Here is a 16,680-nt window from a genome sequence, read left to right as displayed (position 1 = left end):
GAGGCGTCAGGCGGCCAGTTCGTCCGCGCGGGCCTGCGCGGCGGCGAAATCGAGGTCGCCCGAGTAGATGGCGCGGCCGCAGATCACGCCCTCGACGCCGTCGGACTCGACCGCGCAGAGCTTGTCGATGTCGGCCATGTTCGACAGGCCGCCCGAGGCGATCACCGGGATGGTCAGCGCCTGCGCCAGCTTGACGGTGGCCTCGATGTTGATGCCGGAGAGCATGCCGTCGCGGCCGATGTCGGTGTAGATGATCGACTCGACGCCGTAGTCCTCGAACTTCTTGCCCAGGTCGGCCACCTCGTGGCCCGTGAGCTTGCTCCAGCCATCGGTGGCGACCTTGCCGTCCTTGGCGTCCAGGCCCACGATGATGTGGCCGCCGAAGGCGCTGCAGGCGTCCTTCAGGAAGCCGGGGTTCTTGACCGCGGCGGTGCCGATGATCACGTAGCGCAGGCCGTCGTCGATGTAGCGCTCGATGGTGTCGAGGTCGCGGATGCCGCCCCCGAGCTGCACCGGGATGTCGTCGCCGACCTCCTTCAGGATCGCCTTGATGGCTGCGTGGTTCTGCGGCTTGCCGGCGAAGGCGCCATTCAGATCGACCAGGTGCAGTCGACGCGCGCCGGCCTCGACCCACTTGCGGGCCATGGCAGCGGGGTCTTCGCTGAAGATGGTGGACTGGTCCATGTCGCCCTGCTTGAGGCGAACGCAGTGGCCGTCTTTGAGATCAATGGCGGGAATGAGGAGCATGGAAGTGACGCGAGTAGGCAGGGTCCGGGCTGTGGAGGGTTCGGCCCGGGCGGGAAAAGGGTTCAGGGGTTCCAGTGAAGGAAGTTGCGGTACAGCTGCAGCCCGTGGTCCGCGCTCTTTTCTGGGTGGAACTGGGTTGCAAAAATGTTATCGCGTGCGATGGCCGCGGTAAAGCTCGCGCCATATTCCGCCTCGCCCACACTGTGCCTGGGGTCGACCGGACGGGCGAAGAAGCTGTGCACGAAATAGAAATAGCTCTGGTCGGGCACGCCCGCCCAGACCGCGTGAGGCTGGGCCTGGTGCACCTGGTTCCAGCCCATCTGCGGCACCTTGAAGCGGCTGCCGTCGGGCTGCAGGCGACCGGCCAGGTCGAACTTGACGACCTCGCCCGGAATCAGGCCCAGGCCGTCGGTCGGGCCTTCATCGCTGCGCGACAGCATCATCTGCATGCCAACGCAAACCCCGAACAGCGGCTTGGTGGCTGCGGCCTCGAGCACCGACTCCTGGAGGCCGGAATCGCGCAGCTCGCGCATGCAGTCGGGCATGGCGCCCTGCCCCGGCAGCACCACGCGGGTGGCCTTGCGGACCACGTCGGGGTCGGAGGTGACGAACACTTCCACGCCGACCTGGTCGGCCGCGTGGCGCACGGCCTGCGACACCGAGTGCAGGTTGCCCATGCCGTAGTCGACGACCGCGACGGTATTTGCTGCTACAGATTTCATAGCTGTTCGCCGGCGAGTTTCAGAGCGAACCCTTGGTCGATGGAATCACCCCGACGGAACGGGGGTCGAGTTCGAGCGCGCCGCGCATCGCGCGCGCGAAGGCCTTGAACACCGTCTCGCACTGGTGGTGCGCATTGACGCCCTTGAGGTTGTCGATGTGCAGCGTGACGAAGGCGTGGTTCACGAAGCCCTGGAAGAACTCGTAGGTGAGCTGGCTGTCGAAGGTGCCGATCATCCCGCTGGTGAAGGGCACGTGCATCACCAGGCCCGGACGGCCCGAGAAGTCGATGACCACGCGGCTCAGGGCCTCGTCGAGCGGCACGTAGGCATGGCCGTAGCGGCGGATGCCCTTCTTGTCGCCGATGGCCTTGGCCACGGCCTGGCCGAGCGTGATGCCGACGTCTTCCACCGTGTGGTGGCCGTCGATGTGCAGGTCGCCCTGGCAGTCGATGTCGAGGTCGATCAGCCCGTGGCGGGCGATCTGGTCGAGCATGTGGTCGAAGAAACCGATGCCGGTGGCGAGCTTGGCCTTGCCGGTGCCGTCGAGGTTGACGCTGACGGTGATCTTGGTTTCCGCGGTGTTGCGGGTGACGGACGCGATACGGTCGCCGCTGTCCTGGCTGGTGGGGGTGGTCATAGTGAGGCTTCGAGTGCCGCGAGCATCCGCGCATTCTCGTCGGCCGTTCCGACGGTGAGGCGCAGGCAGTTTGCGAGCAGTTCGTGCATTTTAGAAACGTTCTTCACCAATACCCCGCGAGCCTTCATGCCCTCGAAGGTTCTGGTGGCATCGGGCACGCGCAGCAGGATCATGTTGGCGTCGCTGGGCCAGGTCTTGACGCCGGGCAGCCGGCCGAGCCCCGTCATCAGCCGCTCGCGCTCCTCGCGGATCTGGCGGGCCTGCGCCTCGAACACGTCGGCGTGCTCCAGCGCGAACAGCGCGCACTCGCAGTTGAGCACGCTGATGTTGTAGGGCGGGCGCACCTTGTCGATCTCGGCGACCAGCGCCGCAGGACCCATCAGGTAGCCCAGGCGGATGCCGGCCAGGCCGAACTTGCTCAGCGTGCGCATCAGCAGCACATGCTGGTGCGTGGCCAGCCGGTCGATGTAGCTCCTGGCGGCGAAGGGCTGGTAGGCCTCGTCGATCACCACCAGGCCGCCCTGCGCGCCCTGGGCCTCGACGATCTTCTCGATGACTGCGTCGTCCCAGAGGTTGGCGGTCGGGTTGTTCGGGTACGCCAGGTAGACGATGGCCGGCTTCTCGCGCGCGATGGCGGCCAGCATGGCGGCCTCGTCGAGCTCGAAGTCGGCCGTGAGCGGCACGCCCACGAAGCGCAGTCCCTGCAGCTGGGCGCTCATGGCGTACATCACGAAGCCGGGCAACGGCGCGAGCACGGTCGCGCCGGGCTGGTCGCAGGCGATGTCGAGCAGCGAGATGAGCTCGTCGGAGCCGTTGCCCAGCATCAATGCGAAGCCTTCGGGCATCTGCGCATGGACCGCCAGCGCGCGCTGCAGCTCGGCGCCACGCGCGCCGGGGTAGCGGTTGAGCGCCACCGCGCCCAGGCGGGCACCCAGCTCGGCCTGCAGCGCGGGCGGCAGGCCGAAAGGGTTTTCCATGGCGTCGAGCTTGATGAAGCCGCTGGCGTCCTGCACCGCGTAGGCATGCATGGCCCGCACGTCGCTGCGGATGCGCTGGAGCGCGGGTAGAGAGTCAGACATAGGAGGATCGCTGGGGGTCGAAGACCATCGGATGGTCGTTGGCGTCGAACAGGTCGAGCAGTTCGCCGAAACCGTTCTCGCGCTTGACCAGCGCGTATTCGGCTTCGGAGATGAGATTGACGGTGAGCGTGGCAACGGCCTCGCCCTCGTCCACCGTCACGCCCGACAGCATGCGCTCGTCGGGGCGGTAGATCGGCGACAGGAAAAAGAAGGTCTGGAACGCGCAGAACGACAACGGCGGCTCGGGCATCGGCACGCGGTGCCCCGAACCCAGGAAGAAGCCGTCGAAGGCCGGCAGCTTCGCGAGCCAGCGCAGGTTGGCGATGTACTCGGGGTTCAGGTCGCGCACGTACCAGACCAGCTCGATCGCGCGCGAAGCGCCTTCGGGGACGCCGCCGGCAGGTACCGGCATGAGGCGATCGCTCATGCCGTTGGTGACCAGGACGTAGCCTTCGTCGTCGGCGCCTGCATCCGCCACGTCGTCATCGTCGCCCTCGCAGTCCTCGACAAAGTTCCGGCCGAAGGCATGGATGTCGACCCGGTGTTCCGCGTCGGCGCTGTCCAGGAAGGTCTGCTCGGGCTCGTCCTCGAGTTCGTCGAGCATGGCCTGCAGGCGAAGCTGCGCGCGGGTGGGTTCGGCCGCAGTCGGGGCCGCGCCCGCGAGGATCTTCTTCAACTTGTCGAACATGGGGCGGAACGCTCCGGAAAACGCTTCGGAAAATTCAGGACGAGCACCGGAAACTGTTCTGCAGCGCGGACGACAGCACCAGCTGCACGGGCATGTCGGCTTCGTAGAGTTCGGCGTTGCGCTTGAGCTCCGACTCGAAGAGCGAGCGCGCCATCGAGGGCTCGAGCCGGCGGCCCTCCACGCAGAACAGCGGCTTCTGGCCCGAGCGGCGCGCGGCATCGCCGGCTTCGCGCAGGCCTTCGAGCACGCCCACCAGGTAGTAGCTGGCGTAGGCCTTGCCCTCCTTCTTCTCCTTGACCTCGAGCGTGTGGAACTCGCGGATGCTCATGGCCTGCGCACCCGCGACACCGGCCAGCGCGAACAGCACCACGGACAGGCGCGGCAGCAGCCTCAGGAAGAAAAAGGGGTTCATGCGCTTCATTTCCGGTAGCGGGGCTCCGGCGCATAGGCGCCGTCGGCCGGGAAGGCGCTGGGCTGCGAGACAGCCGGTCCGCGGCGCTGGCGGCGCGGCGTGTCGCGCTCCTCGAGCTCGAACAGCGCGGCACCCAGCACGCCGATGTTGCGCACATCACCAGCCTCGGTATTGGCGGCATACGCGCGGCCCGGTGCGGAGAAGCGGAAGGCGGCCACCTCGCTCTGGCTCTTGCGGAAGCCCTCGATGACGAGCGACTGCAGCGGACGCAGCACATAGCCGCCGTTGCGCAGGCTGCCGGGCTTGCCGTTGAGCACGTCGAGGCCGTCGACCGTGGCGATCACCTCGTAGCTGCGCTCGCTCAGGTTGCGAAAGCGCAGCGTGTAGCGCGAACCCTGTATGCCGGCGAGCCGGAACAGGTCGTCGTCACTGCCGCTGCCGCGGCGGGCGCGCTGCAGCGGCAGCGCACGGCCCTCCTCGTCGAGCACCGACCATTCCACGTCGCCGTCGGCCAGCAGCAGGCTCAGCCGGCGTTCCGGATTGGCCCCGACGGCGCGGCGGACGGCAGCGTCCTCGTTGTAGCCCAGCGAGGCCACGTCGTCAGGCCGGTCGGACAGCCGCTTGGTGATGACGGTGCGGGTCTTGGACTCGAGTCCCTCGCCCCATTGCGTGCCGAGTTGCGGCGCGGGCGCGGCAGGGGCCGCGCTGGAGGTGAGGCCCACGGTGGACAGGTCGCGCGGCGCCTGCGGCATCTGGCTGCAGGCGGACAGCAACGCGACGCCCGCGGCAACGCCGGCAGCCCATCTGAAAAGACGAGAACGGAACGGACGATCGGACATCTTGCTTGCTCCCCCCGGAGGCTGGTTGCGGAAGCTCAGATCTTACGCAGCCGCATCCGGGCGGCCTCGGCGTGCGCCTGCAGGCCCTCGCCCTCGGCCAGCGTGACGGCCACGGGGCCCAGCACCTGGGCACCGGCTTCGCTCACCTCGATCAGGCTCGATCGCTTCTGGAAGTCGTAGACGCCCAGCGGGCTGGAGAAACGCGCGGTGCCGCTGGTGGGCAGCACGTGGTTCGGGCCGGCGCAGTAGTCGCCCAGGCTTTCGCTGGTGAAGGCGCCCAGGAAGATGGCACCGGCGTGGCGCAGCAGCGGCTCCCAGCGGTTCGGTTCGCTGCTGCTGACTTCCAGGTGCTCGGGCGCGATGCGGTTGCTGATCTCGCAGGCCTCTTCCATGCTCTTCGTGTGGATCAGCGCACCGCGGCCGTTGAGCGAGGCGGCGATGATCTCCGCGCGCGGCATGGTGGGCAGCAGGCGATCGATCTCGGCCTGCACGCGATCGATGTAGGCCGCGTCGGGGCACAGCAGGATGCTCTGCGCCAGCTCGTCGTGCTCGGCTTGGCTGAACAGGTCCATCGCCACCCACTCGGGCGGCGTGGTGCCGTCGGCCAGCACCAGGATCTCGCTCGGGCCGGCGATCATGTCGATGCCCACGGTGCCGAACACGCGGCGCTTGGCGGCGGCCACGTAGGCATTGCCGGGGCCGGTGATCTTGTCGACGGCGGGAACGGTGGCGGTACCGTAGGCTAGCGCGGCCACGGCCTGCGCGCCGCCGATGGTGAACCCGCGCGTGACGCCGGCCACGTAGGCGGCGGCAAGCACCAGCTGGTTCTTCTCGCCCCTCGGTGTCGGCACGACCATGATGATCTCGCCCACGCCCGCCACGTGCGCCGGAATGGCGTTCATCAGCACGCTCGACGGATAGGCCGCCTTGCCGCCGGGCACGTAGATGCCGACGCGGTCCAGCGGCGTGACCTTCTGGCCCAGCAGCGTGCCGTCGGCGTCGCGGTAGCTCCAGCTTTCGCCGCTGGCCTTCTTCTGGGCCTCGTGATAGCTGCGCACGCGGCGCGCAGCGGACTCCAGCGCCTCGCGCTGTACGGCCGGCAGCGCGTCGAACGCGGCCTTCAGCTCGGTCTGCGTCAACTCCAGCGCGTGCAGCGTCTTCGCGTCGAGCCTGTCGAAGCGGTTGGTGTACTCCAGCACCGCCTCGTCGCCCCGCTTCTGCACGTCGGCCAGGATGTCCGCCACCACCTTCTCGATGGCCGCGTCGTCGTCAGCGGACCAATGCAGCCGCGCCTTGAATTCAGCGTCGAAGCTGGCTGAAGTCGTGGAGAGTCGGGCGGGAGCTGCGTTCAAGGTCATGGGCGTGCGGGGTTGTTCGGGTTTCAGGCGGAAGGACTGGGCGAGGGAATGGCCGACGCGAAGGCGTCGATGATGCGGCGGATGGGCTCGCGCTTGAGCTTCAGCGCGGCCTGGTTGACCACCAGGCGGGCGCTGATGTCCATGATGCGCTCCACCTCGACGAGGTGGTTGGCCCTGAGCGTGTTGCCGGTCGAGACCAGGTCGACGATGGCGTCGGCCAGGCCCGTCAGCGGCGCGAGTTCCATGCTGCCGTAGAGCTTGATCAGGTCGACGTGCACGCCCTTGCTGGCGAAGAAGTCGCGCGCAAGGCCGACGTACTTGGTGGCCACGCGCAGGCGCGAGCCCTGCTTCACCGCGGAGGCGTAGTCGTAGTCGTTGCGCACCGCCACGCTCAGGCGGCAGGCCGCGATGCGCAGGTCCAGCGGCTGGTACAGGCCCTGGTTGCCGTGCTCGAGCAGCACGTCGAGCCCGGTCACGCCGAGGTCGGCGCCGCCGTACTGCACGTAGGTGGGCACGTCGGAAGCGCGCACCAGCACCACGCGCACGTCGGGCCGGGTGGTCTCGAGGATCAGCTTGCGCGACTTCTCGGGGTCCTCGGTGACCTCGATGCCGGCGGCGGCCAGCAGGGGCATCGTCTCTTCGAAGATGCGGCCCTTTGAAAGCGCCAGGGTGATCATGCGGAGGCTCCCGTCATTCTTTCGATGTCGGCACCGAGGCCGCGCAGTTTCGATTCCATCCGGTCGTAACCCCGGTCCAGGTGATAGATGCGGTCGACCAGCGTCTCGCCCTCGGCCACCAGGCCGGCGATGACGAGGCTGGCGGACGCGCGCAGGTCGGTGGCCATCACGGTGGCGCCCGAGAGCTGCTGCACGCCCTCGACCATCGCCACCTTGCCTTCGACGTGGATGTGCGCACCCAGGCGCACCATCTCGTTCACGTGCATGAAGCGGTTCTCGAAGATGGTCTCGGTGACCATCGAGGCGCCGCGCGCGATCACGTTCAGGGCCATGAACTGGGCCTGCATGTCAGTCGGGAAACCGGGATATTCGGTGGTGCTGAAGCTCTGCGCCTTCAGGTGTTCGTGGGCCGGGCCCTTCGAGCTGATGCGCACGCCATCCTTTTCTGACGTGACCTTGCAGCCGGCGTCGCGCAGCTTGTCGATCACCGCGTCGAGGTGGTCGCCGCGCGCGTGGCGCAGGAAGGCTTCGCCGCCGGTGGCCGCCACGGCACACAGGAAGGTGCCAGCCTCGATGCGGTCGGCCACCACGGCATGTTCGCAGCCATGCAGCTTCTCCACGCCCTGGATGCGGATGTGGCTGGTGCCGTGGCCTTCGATCTTCGCGCCCATGCGGATCAGCATCTCGGCCAGGTCGACGATTTCGGGCTCCTGCGCGGCGTTCTCGAGCAGCGTCTCGCCTTCGGCCAGCGCGGCGGCCATCAGGAAGTTCTCGGTGCCGGTGACGGTGACCATGTCGGTCAGGATGCGCGCGCCCTTCAGGCGGGTGCGGCCCTCGGGCAGGCGCGCGACCATGTAGCCATGCTCGACCACGATCTCGGCACCCATGGCCTGCAGGCCCTTGATGTGCTGGTCGACAGGCCGCGAGCCGATGGCGCAGCCGCCCGGCAGCGACACCTTGGCATGCCCGAAGCGTGCCAGCAGCGGGCCCAGGGCCAGCACCGAGGCGCGCATGGTCTTCACCAGCTCGTAGGGGGCTTCAGGGTTGGTCAGGTCAGCCGCATCGAGCCGCACGGTGCCGCTGTCGTCGCGCTCGGCCGAAACGCCCATGTTGCGCACCAGCTTGAGCATGGTCGACACGTCCTGCAGGCGAGGCACGTTGTGCAGCGTCACCGGCTGGTCGGTCAGCAGCGCCGCGCACAGCTCGGGCAGCGCGGCGTTCTTGGCGCCGGAAATGAGTACTTCGCCGCGGAGCTCTCGCCCGCCGCGAATCAGAAGTTTGTCCATCGAAGTTCCAGCGAAATCAAAGGCCCCTGCAAGGGCCGGAACGTTATTTTTCCACTGCGGCCCATTCGGCCGGCGTGTAGGTCTTCATCGAAAGCGCATGCACCTCGTCGGTGTGCATTTTCGCACCGAGGGTGGCGTAGACCCGCTGGTGCCGCTGGATCGAGCGCTTGCCCTCGAATTCGGCCGAGACGATGGTCGCGTACCAATGTCGGCCGTCGCCCTCCAGCGAGATGTGCTCGCACGGCAGGTGGGCAGCGATGATGGCTTGGAGTTCTTCAGCGGTCATGAGATACAGGTATTCGATCGGGGGACACTGCGGAACCGGCGCTGCCGGGCCGCAGGTGTCGCCTCCGGAAGGGGGTTGGCGAAGCGACACGAAGTGCGCGCAGCCTGGGGAAGAGCCATTCTCTAGCCCCGGATCTTGTAGCCGATGCGCAGCAGATGGACGGCGATCGCGCTCACCACCAGCCAGGCGGTCCCGACGATGCCGAAGCTCAGCCACGGCGACGCGTCGCTGACGCCGAAGAAGCCATAGCGGAAGCCGTCGATCATGTAGAAGAACGGGTTCAGGTGGCTCACGTTCTGCCAGAACGGCGGCAGCGAGCCGATCGAATAGAACACGCCGGACAGGAAGGTCATGGGCATGATCAGGAAGTTCTGGAACACCGCCATCTGGTCGAACTTCTCGGCCCACAGCCCGGCGATGAGCCCCAGCGTGCCGAGCATGGCCGCGCCCAGCAGCGCGAACACGACGATCCACACCGGCGCCACGAAGTTCGGCATTGCGAAGAACATGGTCACCAGGAACACGCCGAGTCCCACGGCCAGGCCGCGGATGATCGACGAGCCGACGTACGCCAGGAACCAGCCCCAGTGCGACAGCGGCGTGAGCAGCACGAAGACCAGGTTGCCCATGATCTTGCTCTGGATGATCGACGACGAGCTGTTGGCGAAGGCGTTCTGCAGCACGCTCATCATCACCAGGCCCGGCACGAGGAAGGCGGTGTAGCCGACGGTGCCGTAGACCTTCACGTGGTCCTCCAGCACATGGCCGAACACCATGAGGTACAGCAGCGCGGTGAGCACCGGCGCGCCCACGGTCTGGAAGCCGACCTTCCAGAAGCGCAGCGTTTCCTTGTAGAGCAGCGCGCGCCAGCCCGTCACCGCGATCATATGCCCCCCTTGCTCGACACTGCGTGTCCGCGCTTCCCCCGGGAGGGGAGCTTCGCTTGCCTGGGGCGGCCCGGCGCGGCGATCATCGCGCCACCTCCAGCGGGGTCTGCTCGCCGGCCATCAGGTCGATGAACACGTCTTCCAGGTCGGCCTTGCGCATTTCCACGTCTTCCACCGCGACGCCGGCTTCGCGGATCGCGGCCAGCAGTTGTTCGACTTCATGGGCGTTCTGCGCAGGCAGCTGCACGATGCGCCCGGTGATGCGCGCATGCTGGGCAATGGCCCATGGCAGCATGGCGTCGGTCTTGAAGCGCAGCACGTTGCTCGCAGCCGACTTCAGCAGTTCGCTGGTACGGTCGAGCGCGATCACCTTGCCCAGCTTGAGCATCGCGATGCGGCTGCATAGCGCCTCGGCCTCCTCGAGGTAATGGGTGGTGAGCAGCACGGTGCTGCCCTGCTTGTTGAGCCGGGCGACGAACTGCCAGAGCGTCTGGCGCAGTTCGACGTCGACACCGGCAGTGGGCTCGTCGAGCACGATCACCGGCGGCTTGTGCACGAGCGCCTGCGCCACCAGCACGCGGCGCTTCATGCCGCCCGAGAGCTGTCGCATGTTGGCGGTGGCCTTGTCGGCCAGCCCCAGGCTTTGCAGCAGCTCGTCGATCCAGGCTTCGTTGTTCCTGATTCCGAAGTAGCCCGACTGGATGCGCAGGGACTCGCGCACATTGAAAAAGGGGTCGAACACCAGCTCCTGGGGCACGATGCCGAGCTGGCGGCGTGCCTGCGCATAGTCGCGCTGCACGTCGAAGCCATGGACCGCGATCGCGCCTGACGTGGGCTTCGAGAGGCCCGCAAGCATGCTGATGAGGGTGGTCTTGCCCGCGCCGTTCGGGCCGAGCAGGCCGAAGAACTCGCCCGGCTCGATCTGGAAGGAAACCTCGTCGACGGCCTTGAGCCCCGGCTTGCCTTGGGCTTTCTGCTGTCTGGAGGGGGGATAGGTCTTGGAGACCGATTGGAATGAGATCGCGGGCATGGGAGCCGGCGATTTTACGGGCCGAGCCGCAAGCGCGCCGCGCAGCGCCCCGATGCCCTCATGCGGCCGCCGCCGGGCCGGGCCTCACTCGTCGGAGGGCGAGGGATCACACGCGGCAAAGCGAAGTGAATGGCCGGAGCCGACGGTCAGGGCGCCGCAGGCAAGAGACCCGCGATGCCGTACAGGGCGGCCAGCTCACGCAAACGCGGCGACAGGCCCTTGACGGCAAAACCACGGCCCAGCGCACTGGACTCGCGGCGGCACTCGAGCAGCACCGCCAGCGCCGACGAATCGAACTGGGCCAGGGCGGTGGCGTCGACCACTGTGGAGGACGAGTCGGCCTGCCCCTTCAGCCCCTGCTGCAGCATGCGCATGCAGGCGGGGGCCTCGTCGTGGGTCAGGCGCGTGGGCAGGACCAGCATCGGTCAGCCCTTCGTGTTGCCCTTGTTGCGGGCGGCGAGTGCGGAAATCAGGCCGTCGATGCCATTCTTGTTGATTTCCTGCGAGAACTGGGTGCGGTAGGTGTCGACCAGCCAGACACCCAGCACATTCAGGTTGTAGACCTTCCAGCCGGCGCCCTGGCCAGGCGTCTTCTCGAGGCGGTAGTCGAGCTGGACCGGATCGCCGCGGCCCGTGACCTCGGTGCGCACGAGCACTTCCTTGTCGTCGGGCGAACCGCGGAACGGACGCACGGTGACGGTCTGGTCGGTCACCTGATCGAGCGCGCCGGCATAGGTGCGCACCAGCAGGGCCTTGAATTCGTCCTGCAGCCGCTTCTGCTGCTCGGGCGTGGCCTGGCGCCAGGCCGGGCCGACGGCCGACGCCGTCATGCGCTGGAAGTTGACGTTCGGCATGATCTTGCTGTCGACGAGCAGCATGATCTTGTTGACGTCACCGGCCTTGATCGACGAGTCGGCCTTGATGGTCTCGAGCACGTCCGTCGACAGGCGCTTGACGAGCGCATCAGGCGCCTCGTCGGCTGCGCGGGCGGGCTGCACGAAAGCCACTGCGGCGCCGAACAGGAGAGCGCCGGCCAGCACCAGGCGGCCGAAATCGCGACGTTGCAAGGTCTTGTTGTTCATAGGATCCCTCAAATCAGGTTTTTGAAAATCAGCAGGCACTGGAAAACGCGGCGTACCTGAACATGAACGGATTCGAGCAGCCTGGGGCCGACGGGGTTCCTGTCCCGCAGGTGAAGCCTTGCAACCGGATGCAAGCGCCACCCCGCGTGTGCGTACGATGCGCAACGCGTACGCCGCTGTTCCGTTACTGGCCGCCGTCGTCCGGCGGGTTGCCGTCGTAGACCTGGCTGCGGCGGCGCTGCAGGAAAGCGTCGCGCGTGAACGAATACTTGTCGAGTGCGGCGTCACCCAGCAGGCGGCTCGCGCGCAGGTACTGAGACCGCGTGTCGACCACGCGCAGCACCGTCAGCGAGTTGCGCCACGGGATGTCGTCCACGTGGCTCAGCGGGTCGCCATAGAAATCGAGCGGCTTGGCCACGGTGTCGCGCAGCGTGGAAGAGCCGAGCAGCGGCAGCACGACGTACGGGCCGGCGCCCACGCCCCAGCGTCCCAGCGTCTGGCCGAAGTCTTCTTCGTGGCGGGGAATGCCCGCCTCGGTCGCGACGTCCAGCAGGCCGCCCAGGCCGAAGAAGGTGTTGACGTTCAGCCGCATGAAGGTCTCTGCGCTGTTCTGCAGCTTGAGCTGGGCCACGTTGTTGGCCAGGCTCCAGACATCGCCTATGTTGCTGAAGAAGTTGTTCACGCCGGTGCGCACCATCGACGGGAGCACCTTCTGGTAGGCGGTCGCGGCCGGAACCAGCACGGCATCGTCGACGGTGTCGTTGAAACGCGAGACGCCGCGGTTGAACGGTTCGAACGGATCGGCCGGATTGGCATTGGGGCCGGTCGCGCAACCGGAAATCGTGGCGAAGGCCGCCACGGCACCCACCCAGCGCGCGTGACTTGCTATGTTATTCATAGCATTTGACAGATTGAATCGTGTTTTCATTTTTTATTGGAGTTTCCTGACGGCGTGTTGTTACCCTCCGCCGCCTTGCTGTACAGGAACTGACTGATCAGGTTTTCCAGCACCACGGCCGACTGGGTCGCGGTGATGGTGTCGCCTGCCTGCAGGTTCTTGTCTTCGGCGCCTGCCTCGATCCCGATGTACTGCTCGCCGAGCAGGCCACTGGTCAGGATCTTGAGCGAACTGTCCTTGGGAAAACTGTACCGGTTTTGCAAAGCCAGCGTGACGTCGGCCTGAAAGGTCTTGTCGTTGAAGGAGATCGACTCCACGCGCCCGACCACGACGCCCGCGCTCTTCACCGCGGTCTGCGGCTTCAGCCCGCCGATGTTGTCGAAGCGCGCGGTGACCGAGTAGGTCTTCTGGAAGTTCAGGCTCAGCAGGTTGGCCGACTGCAGCGCGAGAAACAGCAGCGCCGCTGCGCCGATCAGGACGAACAGGCCGACCCAGATGTCGTTGTTGGAACGTTGCATATCGACTCTTCCTAGATTCTTCCTACGGATTGGCTCGTTCGGGGGGACACCGCGGAACCGGCTTTGCCGGGGTCCTGGTGTTGCCCTGAAAAGGGGTGGGCGACCACACGAAGTGGGCGGGCCTGCAGATGTGCCCGTTCATATGCTGAACATCATGGCGGTGAGCAGGAAGTCCAGCCCCAGCACCGCCAGCGATGCCGAGACGACGGTGCGCGTGGTGGCGCGCGACACGCCCTCGGGCGTGGGCTGCGCCTCGAAGCCCTGCAGCAGCGCGATGAAAGTTACCGTGAAGCCGAACACGATGCTCTTGATGACGCCGTTGCCGACGTCGCGCCACACATCGACGCCGCCCTGCATCTGGCCCCAGAACGCGCCGGGGTCCACGCCCAGCATCAGCACGCCCACAACGTAGCCGCCCATGATGCCGACGGCGCTGAACACGGCGGCCAGCAGCGGCATCGTGATCACACCGGCCCAGAAGCGCGGCGCGAGGATGCGTTGCACCGGGTCGACCGCCATCATTTCCATGGCGCTCAGTTGCTCGTCGGCCTTCATGAGGCCGATCTCGGCGGTGAGCGACGTGCCAGCGCGGCCGGTGAACAGCAACGCTGCCACCACCGGCCCGAGTTCGCGCACCAGGCTCAGGGTGACCAGCAGGCCGAGCGCCTCGGAGGAGCCGTAACGCTGCAGCGCGTAATACATCTGCAGCCCCAGCACGAAGCCCACGAACAGGCCCGACACGCCGATGATCGCCAGCGAGTAGTTGCCCAGGAAGTGGATCTGGTCGCGCACGAGGCTGAAGCGCCGCATGATCTGCGCGCCCGGCCCGACCAGCCGCATGAAGAGCTTCGCGCCGTGGCCCAGGTTGGCCAGATGGCTGCGTACTGAGAAGCCGACGTCGGCAGGCTTGAACCAGCTCATGGTTGCCCCCACGCTCGGCACTTCGTGCCGTCTCTGCCGCCCGAGAAGAGCTTCGCCCGCTCGGGGCGGCCCGGCGCTGCGCTCATGACCGCCCTCCTTCGACATTGCCGAAGTCGTCCTCGATGCTGACGCCCGGGTAGTGGAAGCGCACCGGCCCGTCGGGCAAGGCATTGACGAACTGATGAACCAGCGGGTCGTCGCTGTGGCGCACATCGTCGGGCGTGCCCTGTGCAGCGATGCCGCCGTTGGCCAGGATGATCACGTGGTCGGCGATGCGGAAGGTTTCCTCGAGGTCGTGCGACACGATGATGCTGGTGAGCCCGAGCGTGTCGTTGAGCTGGCGGATGAGCCGCGCGGCGGTGCCCAGCGAGATGGGGTCGAGGCCGGCGAAGGGTTCGTCGTACATCACGAGGTCGGGGTCGAGCGCGATGGCACGCGCCAGCGCCACGCGCCGCGCCATGCCGCCCGAGACCTCGCTCGGCATCAGGTCGCGCGCGCCGCGCAGGCCCACGGCATCGAGCTTCATGAGCACGATGTCGCGCACCAGCGCTTCGGAAAGTTGGGTGTGCTCGCGCAGCGGAAACGCCACGTTGTCGAACACGCTCATGTCGGTGAACAGCGCCCCGAACTGGAACAGCATGCCCATGCGCCGCCGCGCCGCGTAGAGCGCCGCGGAGTCGTACCTGCCGACATCGTGGCCGTCGAAGAGCACCTCGCCGCGCTGCGCCTTCTGTTGCCCGCCGATCAGCCGCAGCACGGTGGTCTTGCCGCCGCCCGACGCACCCATGAGGGCCGTCACCTTGCCACGCGGAACGCTGAATGACACCCCGTCGAGGATGGCGCGCGCGCCGTAGCCGAACGTGACGTCGCGGAACTCTACGAAGGGGTGTGGCGGGGGTGCGTCTGGGTCCATCTCAATAAAAAAGCCGGGGCGCTTCGACAAGCATCCCGGCATGCGGTTTCACGCGGATGATACCGGGGCCGTGACCGGCCCCGCCAAATTGAAACAAAATTCAACGCGGCAAGTCGCTGAATCCCATCAGGAACTCATCCACCGAACGCGCGGCTTGACGGCCTTCGCGAATTGCCCACACCACCAGCGACTGGCCGCGGCGGATGTCGCCCGCGGCAAAGACCTTCGGAACGTTGGTGGCATAGCCGCCAATGAAGTCGACCGTGGCCTTGGCGTTGCCGCGTGCGTCCTTTTCCACGCCGAAGGCGTCGAGCACGGTGGCCACGGGGCTGACGAAGCCCATCGCGAGCAGCACCAGGTCGGCTTTGAGCACCTGCTCGCTGCCGGCCACTTCCTGCATCCGGCCGTCCTTCCACTCGACGCGAACGGTCTTCAGGCCGGTGACCTTGCCCTTCTCGCCGATGAATTCCTTGGTGGAGATCGCAAACTCGCGCTCGCAGCCTTCTTCATGGCTGGAGCTGGTGCGCAGCTTGATCGGCCAGTACGGCCAGGTCAGCGGGCGGTTCTCTTCCTCGGGCGGCTGCGGCATCAGCTCGAACTGCGTGACGCTCGCGGCACCGTGGCGATTGCTCGTGCCCACGCAGTCGGAGCCGGTGTCGCCGCCGCCGATGACGATCACGTTCTTGCCGTCTGCGCGCAGCTGGCCCTTGACCTTGTCGCCCGCATTGACGCGGTTCTGCTGCGGCAGGAATTCCATCGCGAAGTGGATGCCGTCGAGGTCGCGGCCGGGCACCGGCAGGTCGCGCGACTGCTCGGCACCGCCGGTCAGCAGCACGGCGTCGAACTCCTTCTGCAGCTGCTCGGGCGTGACGGTTTCCTTGGCCAGGTTGGTGACCTTGGAGCCCTTGCCCAGCGGATCCTTCGCGGCGCCGACCATCACGCCGGTGCGGAACACCACGCCTTCGGCCTTCATCTGCTCGACGCGGCGATCGATGTGCGACTTCTCCATCTTGAAGTCGGGAATGCCGTAGCGCAGCAGGCCGCCGATGCGGTCGTTCTTCTCGAACAGCGTCACGTCGTGACCGGCTCGCGCGAGCTGCTGGGCGGCAGCCATGCCGGCCGGGCCCGCGCCCACCACGGCGACCTTCTTGCCGGTCTTGTGCTTGGCGACGCGTGGCGTCACCCAGCCTTCGTCCCAGGCGCGGTCGATGATCGCGTGCTCCAGCGACTTGATGCCGACCGGGTCGTCGTTCACGTTGAGCACGCAGGCAGCCTCGCAGGGCGCGGGGCAGATGCGGCCGGTGAACTCGGGGAAGTTGTTGGTCGAGTCGAGCACCGCAAAGGCGTTCTGCCAGTCGTTGCGGTACACGAGGTCGTTGAAGTCCGGAATGATGTTGTTGACCGGGCAGCCGCTGTTGCAGAACGGCGTGCCGCAGTCCATGCAGCGCGCGCCCTGCACCTTGGCCTGCGCGGTATCGAGGCCGACGACGAATTCCTTGTAGTGCTTGAGGCGTTCCTCGACGGGCTTGTAGCCCTCTTCGACGCGCTCATGCTCCATGAAGCCGGTGATCTTTCCCATCGTGATTTCCTTTACACCCCCGTTGCTTGCTCACTGCGTGTAGCCGCCTCCCCCCTCAAGGGGGCAACACCAGCGGCCCGGCAAAGCCGGCTCCGCGGTGTTCCCCGAAGGGGCTGTGAAG

The 16,680-nt window shown here is 66.9% G+C and carries 20 protein-coding genes; all 20 read right to left on the bottom strand.

Annotation, left to right across the window (positions count from 1 at the left end; translation table 11 throughout):
- Nucleotides 1-6: 6 nt before the first annotated feature.
- Entirely contained in the window at nucleotides 7-747 is a 741-nt protein-coding gene (gene hisA, locus AACL56_RS08675) for a 1-(5-phosphoribosyl)-5-[(5-phosphoribosylamino)methylideneamino]imidazole-4-carboxamide isomerase (protein WP_106935539.1), read from the bottom strand.
- A 62-nt stretch (nucleotides 748-809) separates the two neighbouring features.
- On the bottom strand, nucleotides 810-1,469 hold the full coding sequence (gene hisH / locus AACL56_RS08670) for an imidazole glycerol phosphate synthase subunit HisH (protein ID WP_339089420.1): 660 nt from the start codon (nucleotides 1,467-1,469) through the stop codon (nucleotides 810-812).
- A gap of 19 nt (nucleotides 1,470-1,488) precedes the next feature.
- Nucleotides 1,489-2,106 (bottom strand): imidazoleglycerol-phosphate dehydratase HisB, encoded by a 618-nt coding sequence (hisB, locus tag AACL56_RS08665; protein WP_339089419.1) that lies wholly within the window; start codon nucleotides 2,104-2,106, stop codon nucleotides 1,489-1,491.
- On the bottom strand, nucleotides 2,103-3,185 hold the full coding sequence (gene hisC / locus AACL56_RS08660; protein WP_339089418.1) for a histidinol-phosphate transaminase: 1,083 nt from the start codon (nucleotides 3,183-3,185) through the stop codon (nucleotides 2,103-2,105). The genes hisB and hisC overlap by 4 nt, the downstream gene beginning before the upstream one ends.
- Nucleotides 3,178-3,873: a suppressor of fused domain protein gene (locus AACL56_RS08655; protein WP_339089417.1), complete on the bottom strand. Its 696-nt coding sequence runs from the start codon at nucleotides 3,871-3,873 to the stop codon at nucleotides 3,178-3,180. Before AACL56_RS08655 ends, hisC begins: the two co-directional genes overlap by 8 nt.
- Nucleotides 3,874-3,907: 34 nt before the next feature.
- On the bottom strand, nucleotides 3,908-4,285 hold the full coding sequence (locus tag AACL56_RS08650; protein WP_339089416.1) for a hypothetical protein: 378 nt from the start codon (nucleotides 4,283-4,285) through the stop codon (nucleotides 3,908-3,910).
- A 5-nt stretch (nucleotides 4,286-4,290) separates the two neighbouring features.
- Nucleotides 4,291-5,124, bottom strand: a complete 834-nt coding sequence (locus AACL56_RS08645; protein WP_339089415.1) for a hypothetical protein — start codon at nucleotides 5,122-5,124, stop codon at nucleotides 4,291-4,293.
- 35 nt (nucleotides 5,125-5,159) lie between these two features.
- A complete protein-coding gene (gene hisD / locus AACL56_RS08640) occupies nucleotides 5,160-6,482 on the bottom strand; it encodes a histidinol dehydrogenase (protein WP_339089414.1) in 1,323 nt (440 codons plus the stop codon).
- A gap of 23 nt (nucleotides 6,483-6,505) precedes the next feature.
- Nucleotides 6,506-7,159, bottom strand: coding sequence for an ATP phosphoribosyltransferase (gene hisG, locus AACL56_RS08635; protein WP_339089413.1), 654 nt, complete (start codon nucleotides 7,157-7,159; stop codon nucleotides 6,506-6,508).
- Nucleotides 7,156-8,445 carry a UDP-N-acetylglucosamine 1-carboxyvinyltransferase gene (gene murA / locus AACL56_RS08630; protein WP_339089412.1) on the bottom strand — a complete coding sequence of 430 codons (1,290 nt, stop codon included), beginning with the start codon at nucleotides 8,443-8,445 and terminating at the stop codon, nucleotides 7,156-7,158. The genes hisG and murA overlap by 4 nt, the downstream gene beginning before the upstream one ends.
- Before the next feature lie 43 nt (nucleotides 8,446-8,488).
- A complete protein-coding gene (locus AACL56_RS08625) occupies nucleotides 8,489-8,731 on the bottom strand; it encodes a BolA family protein (protein ID WP_339089411.1) in 243 nt (80 codons plus the stop codon).
- A gap of 122 nt (nucleotides 8,732-8,853) precedes the next feature.
- Nucleotides 8,854-9,609 carry an ABC transporter permease gene (locus AACL56_RS08620; RefSeq protein ID WP_339092832.1) on the bottom strand — a complete coding sequence of 252 codons (756 nt, stop codon included), beginning with the start codon at nucleotides 9,607-9,609 and terminating at the stop codon, nucleotides 8,854-8,856.
- A gap of 91 nt (nucleotides 9,610-9,700) precedes the next feature.
- A complete protein-coding gene (locus AACL56_RS08615) occupies nucleotides 9,701-10,648 on the bottom strand; it encodes an ABC transporter ATP-binding protein (RefSeq protein WP_339089410.1) in 948 nt (315 codons plus the stop codon).
- A 146-nt stretch (nucleotides 10,649-10,794) separates the two neighbouring features.
- Nucleotides 10,795-11,070, bottom strand: coding sequence for an STAS domain-containing protein (locus AACL56_RS08610; RefSeq protein WP_339089409.1), 276 nt, complete (start codon nucleotides 11,068-11,070; stop codon nucleotides 10,795-10,797).
- Between the two features lie 3 nt (nucleotides 11,071-11,073).
- Nucleotides 11,074-11,730 carry an MlaC/ttg2D family ABC transporter substrate-binding protein gene (locus tag AACL56_RS08605; RefSeq protein WP_339089408.1) on the bottom strand — a complete coding sequence of 219 codons (657 nt, stop codon included), beginning with the start codon at nucleotides 11,728-11,730 and terminating at the stop codon, nucleotides 11,074-11,076.
- A 184-nt stretch (nucleotides 11,731-11,914) separates the two neighbouring features.
- Nucleotides 11,915-12,628: an MlaA family lipoprotein gene (locus tag AACL56_RS08600; RefSeq protein WP_339089407.1), complete on the bottom strand. Its 714-nt coding sequence runs from the start codon at nucleotides 12,626-12,628 to the stop codon at nucleotides 11,915-11,917.
- A gap of 26 nt (nucleotides 12,629-12,654) precedes the next feature.
- Nucleotides 12,655-13,146, bottom strand: coding sequence for an outer membrane lipid asymmetry maintenance protein MlaD (mlaD, locus tag AACL56_RS08595; protein ID WP_339089406.1), 492 nt, complete (start codon nucleotides 13,144-13,146; stop codon nucleotides 12,655-12,657).
- Between the two features lie 138 nt (nucleotides 13,147-13,284).
- Nucleotides 13,285-14,067, bottom strand: a complete 783-nt coding sequence (mlaE, locus tag AACL56_RS08590; RefSeq protein WP_339089405.1) for a lipid asymmetry maintenance ABC transporter permease subunit MlaE — start codon at nucleotides 14,065-14,067, stop codon at nucleotides 13,285-13,287.
- A gap of 82 nt (nucleotides 14,068-14,149) precedes the next feature.
- The gene (locus AACL56_RS08585) at nucleotides 14,150-14,980 is read right to left on the bottom strand and encodes an ABC transporter ATP-binding protein (protein WP_339089404.1); all 831 of its coding nucleotides are present in this window, start codon (nucleotides 14,978-14,980) and stop codon (nucleotides 14,150-14,152) included.
- 100 nt (nucleotides 14,981-15,080) lie between these two features.
- Nucleotides 15,081-16,559 (bottom strand): glutamate synthase subunit beta, encoded by a 1,479-nt coding sequence (locus AACL56_RS08580; protein ID WP_339089403.1) that lies wholly within the window; start codon nucleotides 16,557-16,559, stop codon nucleotides 15,081-15,083.
- Between the last annotated feature and the right edge of the window lie 121 nt (nucleotides 16,560-16,680).

Origin of the sequence: Variovorax paradoxus (genome assembly GCF_902712855.1) — a bacterium.
Lineage (GTDB): Bacteria > Pseudomonadota > Gammaproteobacteria > Burkholderiales > Burkholderiaceae_C > Variovorax > Variovorax paradoxus_Q.
The sequence above is the reverse complement of the archived record's forward strand: the minus strand, read 5'-3'. Positions and strand labels throughout refer to the sequence as shown.